General features: G+C 60.4%; 15 protein-coding genes, 1 tRNA gene and 3 pseudogenes. 2 read left to right on the top strand and 17 right to left on the bottom strand.

Going from position 1 to position 12,286, the window contains the following annotated elements; genetic code table 11:
- Window positions 1-276 precede the first annotated feature (276 nt).
- The 6 genes and pseudogenes from CKO27_RS22395 to tnpA form a co-directional block, all read right to left on the bottom strand.
- The gene (locus CKO27_RS22395; RefSeq protein ID WP_200377137.1) at window positions 277-531 is read right to left on the bottom strand and encodes a Txe/YoeB family addiction module toxin; all 255 of its coding nucleotides are present in this window, start codon (window positions 529-531) and stop codon (window positions 277-279) included.
- Entirely contained in the window at window positions 528-779 is a 252-nt protein-coding gene (locus CKO27_RS22390) for a type II toxin-antitoxin system prevent-host-death family antitoxin (RefSeq protein WP_200377136.1), read from the bottom strand. Before CKO27_RS22390 ends, CKO27_RS22395 begins: the two co-directional genes overlap by 4 nt.
- A gap of 97 nt (window positions 780-876) precedes the next feature.
- Window positions 877-1,177, bottom strand: a pseudogene (locus CKO27_RS22385) (transposase); the annotation flags it as partial.
- A 188-nt stretch (window positions 1,178-1,365) separates the two neighbouring features.
- Window positions 1,366-1,497 carry a transposase gene (locus CKO27_RS24765; protein ID WP_242471078.1) on the bottom strand — a complete coding sequence of 44 codons (132 nt, stop codon included), beginning with the start codon at window positions 1,495-1,497 and terminating at the stop codon, window positions 1,366-1,368.
- 3 nt (window positions 1,498-1,500) lie between these two features.
- A complete protein-coding gene (locus CKO27_RS22380; RefSeq protein WP_242471077.1) occupies window positions 1,501-2,022 on the bottom strand; it encodes an IS5 family transposase in 522 nt (173 codons plus the stop codon).
- Window positions 2,023-2,116: 94 nt separating this feature from the next.
- Window positions 2,117-2,308, bottom strand: coding sequence for an IS200/IS605 family transposase (gene tnpA, locus CKO27_RS25395; RefSeq protein ID WP_420825856.1), 192 nt, complete (start codon window positions 2,306-2,308; stop codon window positions 2,117-2,119).
- 64 nt (window positions 2,309-2,372) lie between these two features.
- Here tnpA and CKO27_RS25390 point away from each other — a divergent pair.
- Window positions 2,373-2,680 (top strand): annotated as a pseudogene (locus tag CKO27_RS25390) (IS1 family transposase); the annotation flags it as partial.
- Between the two features lie 55 nt (window positions 2,681-2,735).
- Here CKO27_RS25390 and mazG read toward each other — a convergent pair.
- Window positions 2,736-3,536, bottom strand: a complete 801-nt coding sequence (mazG, locus tag CKO27_RS22360; protein WP_200377134.1) for a nucleoside triphosphate pyrophosphohydrolase — start codon at window positions 3,534-3,536, stop codon at window positions 2,736-2,738.
- Window positions 3,537-3,565: 29 nt separating this feature from the next.
- A complete protein-coding gene (locus tag CKO27_RS22355; RefSeq protein WP_200377133.1) occupies window positions 3,566-3,916 on the bottom strand; it encodes a hypothetical protein in 351 nt (116 codons plus the stop codon).
- Window positions 3,917-4,183: 267 nt separating this feature from the next.
- Here CKO27_RS22355 and CKO27_RS22350 point away from each other — a divergent pair.
- Window positions 4,184-4,260 (top strand) — tRNA-Arg (locus CKO27_RS22350).
- Window positions 4,261-4,429: 169 nt separating this feature from the next.
- Here CKO27_RS22350 and CKO27_RS22345 read toward each other — a convergent pair.
- The 9 genes and pseudogenes from CKO27_RS22345 to CKO27_RS22305 all read right to left on the bottom strand — a co-directional run.
- Window positions 4,430-5,077 (bottom strand): hypothetical protein, encoded by a 648-nt coding sequence (locus tag CKO27_RS22345; protein WP_200377132.1) that lies wholly within the window; start codon window positions 5,075-5,077, stop codon window positions 4,430-4,432.
- A 117-nt stretch (window positions 5,078-5,194) separates the two neighbouring features.
- The gene (locus CKO27_RS22340) at window positions 5,195-6,022 is read right to left on the bottom strand and encodes a hypothetical protein (protein ID WP_242471076.1); all 828 of its coding nucleotides are present in this window, start codon (window positions 6,020-6,022) and stop codon (window positions 5,195-5,197) included.
- A 113-nt stretch (window positions 6,023-6,135) separates the two neighbouring features.
- Window positions 6,136-6,594: a hypothetical protein gene (locus CKO27_RS22335; protein ID WP_200377130.1), complete on the bottom strand. Its 459-nt coding sequence runs from the start codon at window positions 6,592-6,594 to the stop codon at window positions 6,136-6,138.
- Between the two features lies 1 nt (window position 6,595).
- Entirely contained in the window at window positions 6,596-8,614 is a 2,019-nt protein-coding gene (locus CKO27_RS22330; protein WP_200377129.1) for a DUF927 domain-containing protein, read from the bottom strand.
- Window positions 8,611-9,516 carry a toprim domain-containing protein gene (locus tag CKO27_RS22325; RefSeq protein WP_200377128.1) on the bottom strand — a complete coding sequence of 302 codons (906 nt, stop codon included), beginning with the start codon at window positions 9,514-9,516 and terminating at the stop codon, window positions 8,611-8,613. Before CKO27_RS22325 ends, CKO27_RS22330 begins: the two co-directional genes overlap by 4 nt.
- A gap of 11 nt (window positions 9,517-9,527) precedes the next feature.
- The gene (locus CKO27_RS22320; protein ID WP_014778008.1) at window positions 9,528-9,770 is read right to left on the bottom strand and encodes a helix-turn-helix transcriptional regulator; all 243 of its coding nucleotides are present in this window, start codon (window positions 9,768-9,770) and stop codon (window positions 9,528-9,530) included.
- Window positions 9,771-9,915: 145 nt separating this feature from the next.
- Complete coding sequence (locus CKO27_RS22315) at window positions 9,916-10,686, bottom strand: hypothetical protein (protein ID WP_200377127.1); 771 nt, start codon at window positions 10,684-10,686, stop codon at window positions 9,916-9,918.
- Window positions 10,683-11,906: a hypothetical protein gene (locus tag CKO27_RS22310; RefSeq protein ID WP_200377126.1), complete on the bottom strand. Its 1,224-nt coding sequence runs from the start codon at window positions 11,904-11,906 to the stop codon at window positions 10,683-10,685. The genes CKO27_RS22315 and CKO27_RS22310 overlap by 4 nt, the downstream gene beginning before the upstream one ends.
- A gap of 270 nt (window positions 11,907-12,176) precedes the next feature.
- Window positions 12,177-12,286: pseudogene (locus CKO27_RS22305) on the bottom strand (IS110-like element ISSm3 family transposase); the annotation flags it as partial.

Raw genomic sequence — 12,286 nt, 5'->3', positions numbered from 1 at the left:
GTCGTTGCCGCTGCGCGGCGCGCTGACGAGGATGCATGGGGGCTGGCTCCACGGGTGGGCAGTTGGGTTTGGCCACTCTCAGCCTACCACCACCGCCAGCCTTTCTCATGCGTTTCAGCAGGTTGGGCTTATCTTAGTGCCATTCGGGCCAGGGTTAAATTATTTTTCTAAAGCGGAATAACGAAGACTCAATCGCCTATAAAATCGCTCCAGCCGAAGCCGGTTTCGCTCTCGCTCAATCTGTTCGGCTGATCTTGTCGTTATGTGCGCCAACGGTCAGTAGTGATGCCTAAGCTGAGCGATGAGAGTGGAATCAGTTTCCACCTTGTAAACAAGCCGATGTTCGTCGTCTATTCTGCGAGACCAATAACCTGATAACGCATGCTTCAATGGTTCTGGCCTGCCAATTCCCTCGAAAGGGGTACGCTGAATGTCTTGTATGAGCAGATTGATTCGTTTGACCAACTTCTTATCCATGCGCTGCCAATACAAGTAATCGTCCCATGCGTGTTCTGAAAAAATCAGTTTCATTCGGTCAATGCCCGCTCGGCACCACCACCATTCTCAAGTTCAGCAATCGATTCGAGCAGCCGTTGGGCACTCTTAGGGCTGCGAAGCAAATAGGCTGTTTCTTCCAAGGCTTGGTAGTCATCGAGGGAAATCATCACCACGGATCGGGAGTTCTTTCGGGTAACAATCATTGGTGCGTGGTCATCGCACACTTTTTCCATCGTCTCGGCTAGCTTAGCGCGCACTTCCGAATAAGTAATCGTGTTCACGGCAGGGCCTCCCGTGGTTCAGTCGTACAACTAAGAGGCTGTATAGGAACACATCGCTATAGTCGATCCAATTAACCGTTAATAGAAATCAATTAACTTACAATTCATATTGTATCTGATTATGGCCTATTTGACGAAGAAGTAAGCGGCCTGAGGCGAGATAAACTTGTGCCTCACTCGACGTAGGCTTGCGTTCATAATCTCTACTCAGCCGACGTGATCGGCCAAGCCATGCAAATGTTCGCTCAACGACCCAGCGGCGGGGTAAAACATGGAAACCTTTAACCCCTTTTTTCTTTTTAACGACTTCAAGCTGACATTCAAACTGAGACGCCACCCAGTCGAATAGCTCCGCACCGGAATAGCCGCCATCGGCCCAAATGATTTTGATCGTCTGGNCAAGCGCCGAGCGTGGATGCCGACCAGCAGCGGCGCGACACAGCGGTGTAGAATCGTTAGGGCATGCATGGGGGGTTTCCGCAGGTTTCGTCGCCCGTTGTGGACCATCAAACCCCATGCATGTTCATCACCCTATTAGAGCCCCAATATAAGTTACTGTATTTTATATTTTTTAAGTTGGGATACCTCAGCCTTTAACCCCTTTTTTCTTTTTAACGACTTCAAGCTGACATTCAAACTGAGACGCCACCCAGTCGAATAGCTCCGCACCGAAATAGCCGCCATCGGCCCAAATGATTTTGATCGTCTGGAGCCGCATGAATCACTTCGTGATGACCTGGTACGCGGCTTTACCGTCGAAGATGTTAGCCGCGTGCACCCAGACGACGATCAGGCAACCCATTGTATCCACAACAATATGGCGTTTTCGGCCCTTGACGAGTTTCCCCCCGTCGAACCCGGACTCCTCCGAGGACTCTTGGGTACCCTTCACGCTTTGACTATCAATGATGGCTCCCGTCGGGTGTGGCGCGCGGTCTTTTTTGCGTAAACGCTGACGAAGCGCGGTATTGACTTGTTCAAGCATCAGATTATCAGTCCACTTGTTATAATAATAATTAACGATATGATAAGAAAGAAAGTCTTTCGGCAGATAGCGCCAGGGGCAACCGGTTTTATTGAGATAGAAAATCGCATTGAGAATTTCGCGAAGATCATATGTTCGCGGGCGTCCAGTCTTATAAGGTTCAAGTTCGTCAAAGATTGGCCGAAGGACTTCGCATTCTTCATCGGAAAGGTCGCTCGGATATCTCAAAGGCCATTTTTCCGGATCTGAAGTCATCATGATCCGCGAATTAGAATTCGCATTTCGTATAGATTTTTCGGATTTTATGGCGCCAGGCTCTTTGAAATCAAGAGCTTAGTTTTTAGGCGGCCTCTTAGTGGACATGATCTTTACTGACTCGGCCTTTGATAATTTGAATATCGTTTTGGTCGCAGACTTGACGAATCAGATCCCGAATACGCAAACCAATATCTTTCGTCAACACTTTGTATCGGCATTTCGTAATCCAAATCAGGTGGACTTTCAAGTCATGAACAGCGTGCGATGCTTTTCTGTAAGACCTCATAAATGAGAGCATATTAAAAGTCTTGCACTAAAGTGCATAGTTTTTACTAACGAATTGATGCAATAAAAAACATCCGCGCTGGTTATGGCATGCGATTGATCACCAGACGGGTACTGTCCTGGCCTATGTGTTCGGTCAGCGCAAAGATGCGGTGTTCCTCTCGCTGAAGACGCTTATCAGCGCCATTTACCAGCGCAACAACAAGTCGTTGGTAAATCGAATACACAAAGAATCGAACGCCAACATCTCACTCTGCGGACGCGGATTAAACGACTGGCACGGAAGACTATTTGTTTCTCTACGCTCGAAACGAGGCACGATATTGTCATCGGATTGTTTATCAATCGATATGATTTTGGGCGCTCCGTGTAGGCGCCATGTCTAGAGCGCCACCCGGGATATCGGCTGTTGATCGATGGGAACGGCATCAGCGGTCCGTCCTCTTGGCCAGGTTCCATTCGGCCTCCATCGCCTCGCGCCTGTCCGGACCAGGCTGAAGACCGCGCTCCCGCAGTCCAGCCTCGACCTGACCGAAGCGACGCTCGAAGCGATGATTGGCCGCCCGCAGCGCCTGCTCGGCGTCAACGCCCATGTGCCGCGCCAGATTGACGCAGGAGAACAGCAGATCGCCGATCTCATGGACCTGTTCGGTCGGATCCACCGCCTCGGCTAGGGTCTCCCGGCACTCGGCCAGCTCTTCCTCGACCTTCGCGAAGACCCCATCGATGTCCGGCCAGTCGAAACCGACCCGCGCGGCGCGGCGCTGGAGCTTCTCGGCGCGCACCAGCGCAGGTAACGCCTGGGCCACCCCCGCCAAGGCGCCGGTCGGCGCCCCCTGGTCCTTTCCGATACGCTCGTCCGCCTTGATCCGCTCCCAGTTCGCCAGGACAGCGCCGGAATCCTCGAGATCCGTATCGGCGAAGACATGCGGATGGCGGCGGATCATCTTGTCGCAGATCGCGCCGACCACCGCCTGAAAGTCGAAACAGCCCTGCTCCTCCGCCATGCGCGCATGAAAGACGACCTGCAACAGCAGATCGCCCAGCTCATCGCGCAACCCCGGCATGTCATCTTGCTCGATCGCCTCCGCGACCTCGTAAGCCTCTTCCAGCGTATAGGGGAGAATGGAGCGAAAGGTCTGCTCCAGATCCCAGGGGCAACCACCATCCGGACCGCGCAGGCGCGCCATGATGGCGATCAGATCATCGATCGAAGCCGGGTGCGTCATGGATGAATCCAGGGTAGATCGGCGTCCGTTCAGACCAGAGCGCCGAAGAGAAGACCGAGCAGAACCGAACCGATCCCACCCCAGATCCAAAAGGCGCGTGGGATCCCGGCGATTTCATCGGAGCGGGAAGCCGTCGGATCCTTGATAACGGCCGACAGATGCGGCCCCGCCATCAGCCAGGGCAGAAACCCCAGCAAGACCGGCGCCGCCAGCCAGGGCGGCACGGGCTCATTAAGCAAGAGGATCACCGCGAGCGCCGGCCAACCCAGGAGATAGGCCGCCGTCAGCCTGGCCTCACGCGATTTGCCGGAACTCCAGGCCAAGACCCAGACGACACCGACACCCCAGAAGATCACGATCAGGATGATGACAAGGCGCATGAACCGAATTCCGCAGGAGCCTAGCCGTTGCTCAGTCGTTCGCTCGCCAACGGGATCATGTTAGCGGATCCAGGCATTCATGGTCTACGACGGGCCGGTCATCCAAGTCCACCCCAGCCAATGCCGCCACAGAGCCAACCAACCGCCGCGACGTACCCGGCCTCTCGAAAAATCTTACCCCAGGGGATTGACAGGAATCTCCCCTGTCTGGAGAATGCACTGCTCCGCGAGGGAGTCCAATTTGACTTTCCGCACCGTAAAAATTAAGCGCCCGTAGCTCAGCTGGATAGAGTACCTGGCTACGAACCAGGTGGTCGGGAGTTCGAATCTCTCCGGGCGCGCCATACAAGACAAAGGCTTAGCGTTGAACAAGCGCTAAGCCTTTTTCATTTTTGGCAAAAACGCAGAAATTACCCCCACTTTTACCCCCACCCCCAGGAACGCTAGCTCGCCACCTTCAGGTTGATGGGTATGTTTTCGCTCTGGCGCCCATGCCCATTTTGCGAAACAGATTCACCACTCGACATCCAGATCATCCAACAGCCCACCCAGCCCTTTCTCCACCAGCCGTAACCTTCTTGCCATCCCAGCAATCGATTCGCTGACGAAGGCATCATGCTGAACCTTCAGCCGTTCGACGGTGCGATGGTGCATCCCCTTCGGCCGCCTTCCGGAAAGGTTGAGGATGCCCGCCTCCCAGCCCAGCCGTTGCCGAATGGTCTCTGCCCGCCGCGTCGCGCGGTCGTCGTCGGTTTCGCGCTGACAGTCATAGGCCAACCGGTAGCAGTGCCGGCAGGCGAAGAGGCCCGATCCGCCGAGGTAGAGTTTGGCCACCCGTCGCCCGCAGCCAGTCGCCGGACAGCGGAACCAGGGACGCGCCCCGCCATAGGTGCAATCGGTCCAGTCCAACGGGACGGCGTACCCCATCGGCGTCCAATCACCACCGTTGCGCTGGTGCCGATAAATCAGGATCAGCTTGTCAACGTCGGTTCGAATGACGATCGATCCCAGGGTGTCACCGTCTCGCGTCCAGTTCCAACCGAAGACTTGCCCCGGTGCCAGCAACCCGTCGCGATGCAGCCGCCGCACGTCCAGTGATCGGTAATCGCTCGTGGTGCCCCGGCCGCCTTGATGGCGTCGTCCGCTGCCGATCCCGCCCATGCTTTTTTCTCCTGGATTTTGCCGAAATCATCAGTCAGTTTTGGCGTCTGGTTGACGCCGAAACCGGCGGAAGCCTTGTCCTGACTGGGTTGACGCCCAATGTCCAGTGACGGTATTTCACCCGCCTCGAAGCTGTTTCAGCTTCAGAATCATGGCCAGGGTGCGCTCGAACTTGCGGTCCAGGTGCGTTTCGTAGCGGTTGAGCTTCTCCAGACGATGCACTTGCAGCCCTTCGCCGAGGGTTTGAACCTGGATCGCGGGGATCAAGCGGGCTTCCTGCTCCATCCGAATGCCGATGGGCTCCAGCGTCTTGCGGATGAATTGCGCCAACCCCTCGGCGGTCGCTGGGTATTCCTCTTCCTCGATCTGCTCATCCCACCAGTCGCGGGACTCCTGAATCAGCGCCCGCCGCGCTTTCTCGTAGGCTTGAGGTCCGCCCTTGCGCAGGATTGCCGTCGCCTTGCGAGTCGCGGCCAAGTCTAGTTCCGCATGGCGTTGGCGCTCGGCGATTTCCTCCGAGCTTGCGGTCAGCAGGTCGGGCAGGTCGCAGCCGTCTTTCGACAGTCCACGCTCGAAAGGCGCCGCCGCCAGAAGCGGGCTGTCATTCTGACTTTGGGTGACGCTGCGTAACCCGCGATTGATCGCCGCGCCCTCGGCCAACAAGACCCGCCGCTTGCGCCAGATGATCGCCGCCAATTCCTCGACCAGATGTCGCTCGGTCATGCCCGTCGGTCGATGCTCCTCGATCAGCGCCGCCAGCAGCTCGGCAAACTCGGCCTGATCTTCATGCGCCAGGACCGTCAGCTTGGACAGAATGCCGTGTTTCAGGGCATTGAAGCGTACCGCGTCATAACGGCCTGTCGTTGCGGCAAGAGCCACATCCTGCGTCACCGGAAGCGGTATCACCGCCTTCTCGTTCATCGATTCCGCTTCCGTGGTTGGCATGGCTTGACCGCCGTGGTTCGTGTCTGTCGTGTCGCGGAGCCCAGCGACTGACCCGGACGCTTGATCCGCGAGCGAACGGCTGGAGTCATGGATCGTCTGTTGTTGAGTCGGGCTCATGGCATTACCTCCGGACGATGGATCTGGACCTCAAGCAAGCGCTCGTTCCCGAAGCGGGCGATCAAGGTGCGCCGCGCCGCGTCCAAATCGCAGCCCGGCGCAATCATCACCAGCCAGTCCGCTGGTCGGTCGGTCAGTCGATAGCGGTAGACCCGCATCGCACCCACCGCCCGCGCTTCCGCCTCGGGTCGCAGTGTCCCGGCTTCGTACTCCAGAATCGCCGCGCGCTCGTCGATGACCTCACGGATATCCGCCTGTTGATCGGCGGTCATGGGTGGAAGATGACAGGCACCTCGGGATGCGCCTTGCTCGACGCTACTCGTGCGACCGACGCGACCGTCTTGTTCCGCAAGCGGATTAGCGGTAGCGTCCGGATGACTCGCGGACGCGACCGACGCGACCTGAGCGCCGAGTGTGGCCTCGACGGTTGCTGTGAACTGTTCCAGCAGGCTCATCTCAAGCGGCCTCCCGGTGTTTGTCGGTGGCGTCGTCGCCGTCCTGCTCGTCATCCGGCAGGCCAATGGCGTACAGACCGACGTTGCGACCACCGATCTTGCATTGGAGACGCCGTTCGCCCTTCGACCCCGGCTTGCCCAGCAACCAGCCGGCGGACGCCAGCACAGCGAGCGCACGCTTGAGGTCGAAGCCATTGATCGCCTCGCCGAGTCCACCGGGTGTCAGCAGGAACGCCAACCGGCCGTCGATCACCTTGGTGTACCCCGCGCGCTCACCACGCAGCAGCCGACCGTCGCGGTCGTCGACAGCGGTGAAGCGGGTATCGCCATGCCGCTCGATGAAGTCGCGAATGGCCTCCAGGATCTTCGACGCCTCGGCGTTGCCGCTGCCGCGCGCGTCCCGCCACACCAGGAAGGCGTCGGTCGCCGCCTTGGTCGCCGCGCCCGGCTCCCAGCCGGTGATCCCGGCCTGGGTCGCCAGCTCACCCGCCGTGCCGATCAAGGCGAACTGACGGGCCGCGCGTGCCTCCTGGCCCTCCAGGGTCGGCATGCGATCGGTCAGGGCCTTGACCATGGCGCCGTAGTCCTCGCTCAGATGCGCGACGAGGAACTGCACGAAGGCTCGCCCTGCCGTCCCGTAATAGCGCGCGCTGGCGGTCTTGATCTCGTCGGCGAAGGCACGGGCCGAGTCGCGCCCGTGGATCTCGTCGAAGGTGCCGTAGCGGCGTCCATCGGCGGGCAGATTCAGCAGACGCACATCCTGACCGGCATGATGACGGGCGCCGGATTCGAGCATCCGCGCCTCCAGGGTCTTCTCGCCACTGGAGAGGACCACCGTGCGCCAGCGGGCGATCCGTCGGGCACCGCCCGAGCGGTTAGCGCGCGACTTACCGCGCCCGTTCGCCAGGGCATAGACGATGCTGCCGATCTCCTTGCCATCGGCCTCGTTGATCTCGTCGAGCGCCAGCAGGGTGTCGGTCGATTCCGCCGCCGCGGCTTCCAGCCCATTGCCCGTCCCGCGCCAGGTGCGCAGCAGGTCGCGCGAGCCCCAGACCGAGACGGCGGCTTGCAAGGCGGTCGTCTTGCCACCCGATGACTCACCATAGAGATGGAGCCCGCAGGATTCGACGTGGACCCGCGCCAGCAGGGGTCCGGCCAGGGCTGCCGAGATCGCCAGCGTCAGACTGGTGTTGCCACGCGCGAGTGTGCAGACCTGGGTCTGCCAGTCCGCGAGGGTGCCGCGCTGGTCGAAGTCCGCTACCGTGGCGGTCTCGGATTGGAAGCGGATCGCCTCGGTCCCGATCGAGACATCCGGCAGCACGAAGGTGTCATCGTGCCAGCCCAGCGAGAGCGCCGCCGTCACTTCGCGCTTGGGCGCCTTGTGCAGCAGATAGTTGGCCAGCTTGCCGCGTGAGTTCGGGTTGATCTCCAGCCCCAGGTCCAGCAGCTCGCCGCGCAGTTCCTCGCAGGAACCGCGCAGCAGGTGCATCGGCATGTTCCATTCGTGCCAGTTCCCACGCACATCCCGAAACCGCAGCAGACGCCCGAAGGATTCGTTGCGACGATCGAAGGTGGTGGCCTCCAGGATCAGCGGTCCACACAGCCATTCGTCAGTTCGAACATCGCCACCTTGGTCGTCCTTGTCGCGCCCGTGGTAGTAGACACCGGGTCGCCGCTTGTCCTGTCCCGCCGTCCACCAGTCGAGATAGACGCGCCAGCAGGGGCATTGGCTCGCGTCCGGTGGTCGCTCGACCAGGGTCTCATCCTCACCCGGCGGATCCGTCGCCGGATTGATCGCCCCATCGAGGATATCGGCCGGTCGCGTCGGTAACGTGTCGGCTCCCTCGCCAACGCTACCGGTTTTCGGCTCTTGATTCAGCGGGGTAGCGTCATTGACTGGGGTAGCGTCTGATTCTGGTGTTTCTGATTCGACCATTGGGACCAGATCGGCCTGGATGGTCTCCGGAAGCGCTTTGACGCGGATGCCCCGGCGCGGCTTGAGTTTGCGGTTCTGGCTCATGCCGCCCCCCTCCCGGCCGCCTGTTGTAGCCGAAACCAGTCGTTCCAATCCGTTGGACGGCTGCCAAGATCCAGTCCACTGAAGTCCGGCATCAGCACCTTGGCGCCGATCGCCAACGCCGCCGCCCGCGCCTTGCTCCGACCCGGATTGCCCTCGGTCCACTGGTCGTCGTCGCCGCAGATCAGGATCTCGTCGCTCGGGTTCAAACGGCGAATCGCCTTGGCCACGGGGAGGAGATTGGTCGCGTTGAAGGCGATCACCGCCGGGGCGCCGGTCTCCTGATGCAGCGTCGCCAGGGTCGCGAAGCCCTCGCCGATCAGGATCGGCGCCGGCTTCCGGCTCTGAATGCCGAACCAGCACCCCGCGATCCGCCCGCCCGAGAGGAAGCGCTTGCTCCCGTCCGGCGCGATGAATTGCAGCGTGGTCAGGATCTCGCCGTCGGTCGCGGGGATCACCAGATTGCCGTGACGGTCCAACCGGGCGCCGTGCGCGCTGATCGCCTTGGCGAGCAGATACGGATGATCGGCCGGAGCTGGTCCGCAGCGGTTCCAGATGCCAGCCGCCCGGATCGCGGCGATGCGCTGCTGCTGCTCCCGCTCGACCTGATGCTGGCGCCGGGCCTCAGCCATCAGGGCACGGATGTCGGCGCGCTCGGCTGGGGTCTGTTCCTCCCTGGATTTGGCGCACCAGGTCTGCGACTCGCCCGTCTTCCAGGAGCCAAAGGCCCCGGCGGGCAGCCGGTCGAGATGAAGACAGAACCAGCCCGATTGCTTGCTGGCCTTATCGTCGGGAGTGCGGAAGCGGTGCAGTTTGCCGTCCGCGATGATCTCGGGTTGCCCGAGACCGGCGGCGGCTATGGCCTCGGCGAAGGCGTCGATCGCCTGCCAGTTGGATGTGTTCATATGCATCCCCGTCAAGCCGCCATCTTGCGCGCGGCTTCGAGCGCGATGACCAGGGCGCGGATCTGCGCGTCGGTCTTGCCGGCGATGCGGGCCGCGTTCAGCGCCGCGACCTCGTCCGAGGGCCAGCCGACGGCTCGCGCCCCGATGGAGACGGGGTGCGTGAAGAGACCTTCCTGGATGTCGAGATAATGGGCGCTGCGCGAGCGGCCACGCTCACGCAGGACGGCGGGGAGGCGGAGGATCGTGCGGGTCATGTTGGCACCTCATGGGGTGTTGTTGAACATGACGCCATTGCGCACGAGCTAGGGCACTAGCTGGCAAGCTAGCTCGTGAAATGCAATCCAACCATCTGTTGGTGATGGAGTTTTAGGATGGTGCGAGCTAGGTCTGAAGGCGCGTTTACCATTTCGACCGAGCTTTGACTGGTTCTGGTTTGGCTGCGAGGATCTGCTTCAGACGTGACAGGTTGATGCCTTCTTCCTCCGCCACGGTCTTGAGAAATACTCTGGTGCCCTTGGCTCTTTCGGCATCCACGCGCCTCTGGAGTCGCTCCCGTCGCTGCGCGGCCGACTCCTGGTCCCCACCCCCGGCGATCGGCTGATCCACCAAGCGAGTCAAAGCCCGTCGGTCCACTTCGAATCCGCCATCCTCCAGGAACAGCACATCGCCCAATGCGACTGAATGACCGGCGAGGGTGAGCTTGAGCGACCCCTCGGCCGACGTGAGCACCAGATGACTGGAATGCTGACGGCCTTTGAATAGACCGATCTCCCAGCGCGTGGTCGCGAGGGTATCCGGTACGCCTGGTGGACAGAGTCCGAGCAACCGAGTGAGTCGCTCGGCGAACAAGGCGGCCGAGGTCTGCCACTGTTCGAGCTGATCGGTCGGCACTGGTACCCGGCTGATATCACTCCGCCGGTCGCAGACGATGAAGGCCGCGCGGCCGGTCGGATACTGCACAAGATGCACCGGCATCGAACACTCGTCCTCGCAGCCCGGACAGACCACACTCGACGCCGGGCTTGCCTTGACCAGCAGTCCCAGGGATCGCAGGGCGGCGATAGCTCCCGCTGGCCATTGGGCCAGCTCCTGCTCGCTGATCAGGATTGCTGCACCATCGGTTGCCCCCAAACGGTCCAGCAGGACGCGCAGAACATCCTGGGATCTCATGCCTCAGCCGGTTCCGGCGCTGGCTCCAGCGCCTCGGTCGGTTCCTTGGGCTCGATCTTCGACGCCGCCAGCATGGCACGCAGCCGCAAGCCCAACTCGTCATATTTCAGCGAGCAGGAATTGGGGTGCGTGATCCGGATCGTCACCTTCCTGGCCGGCTTGTCCTCGTCAACATCCACCACTGCCGACAGCTCCACCTGGGTGACGTTGTACAAATGTCCTGGGGCATTCTTCAGCGCCTTGTCCATCAACCGATAGACCGCCGCCGGGTCGCGGGTGGGATCGGCTTCGAGGATGATGCGGTCCCCGGATTTCACCGTCGATGACAAACGCAGTCGCTTCACGGCGACACTCTGTATTCCGCTCCAGGGATCGCAGACGAAGGGAAAGCCTGGTGTGCGCAGCGGGTTGAGGTCATAGACCCGTTCGTCCTTCGGATCGGACGGCAGTTCGTCGAGTTTGAGGATCGCCCGGACGAAGATGCCTTGAAGCGGCTCGACCGCCTGACGTCCGCCGCGATAGTTCAGATCCAGCGTGCCATCCTGTTGCGAGTAAACATAGACAATCTCGAAGGCCGGATTGTGTGGGCGTGGATGGAATTCCCCGTTCACCCATTCGGCGGCCTGTTGCGCGTGATCCTCCGGGAAGGCGAAGAAGTAATCGAGATCGTTGCGTCGATAGGACTCGACCACACAATGCTGGCCACGGCCTTCGGCGTGGCGAAAGTGGTGGCTGATCAGGTTGGCCAGTTCCCGCAGGCTCGCGGCATCGACCGCCGTCCGCTGCCGAGGCAGGCTCCTCCGCTTGATCCAATAGGACAGCGTGTCCGCGTGGTAGAAGCGCGTCGCGCCCTTCCAGCAAGCCCTGTAGTCGAGGAAGGTGGTCATCGCACGCGCATAGTGGCTCGAAAGGCTGGAAAGCTGGTCGCAAAAAGTCGCGTATTCTTCGGTCTCTGAGACGAACCGCCAACGGGCCTCGTCGAGGATCGCCAGCCACCCCTTCTCGCAGCTCATGTCGAAGATTTGCCGCAGATCAACCTCCAGGGGGTTGCGTTGCGTGTCTTGCAACGCCTGCCAGACGGCGAAGAGTGCTTCGGGCGATCCCTCCTTCATGCTGGCGAAATCCAGATCGGCGAAGAGTCCCCGCTCCTGAAAATATCGAGCCAGCAAGGCGTTGGGCATCTGCCGGAAAAGGCTCTTGATCGAGTAATTGCGCGCCATCCGAACCTCCGTCGCGTGTATCAATGGCTTTTGTTGGACGTTAGCGGTTTTTCCTGTACTTTGCAGCGTTTACCTAGGTTTACCTGGGTTTATTTGGTCTAGTGGCGTAGGTGAGACGGACGGTCGGTACCAGATCGCCACCCTGACCTTCGGATCGAGCTAGCGCGCAAAGACGCTCCGCACACAGCCGTCCATCGGGAGCATTCCCGATCGCGAGCATGGCCGAGGTCCTGTCTCGACCTATTGCCGGCAGAGCAACTGTGTTTCAGGTCAAGCGGTTTTCCCATGAGCAGGATCCCAGTGCGCCTGATCGCGCAGCATGGCGTTGACGATGGTGAGGAGCTTGCGCATGCACGCCACGAGGGCCACCTTGGCGACCT

The sequence above is a fragment of the Thiocystis violacea genome (assembly GCF_016583575.1).
Taxonomy (GTDB): Bacteria; Pseudomonadota; Gammaproteobacteria; order Chromatiales; family Chromatiaceae; genus Thiocystis; species Thiocystis violacea.
The sequence above is the reverse complement of the archived record's forward strand: the minus strand, read 5'-3'. Positions and strand labels throughout refer to the sequence as shown.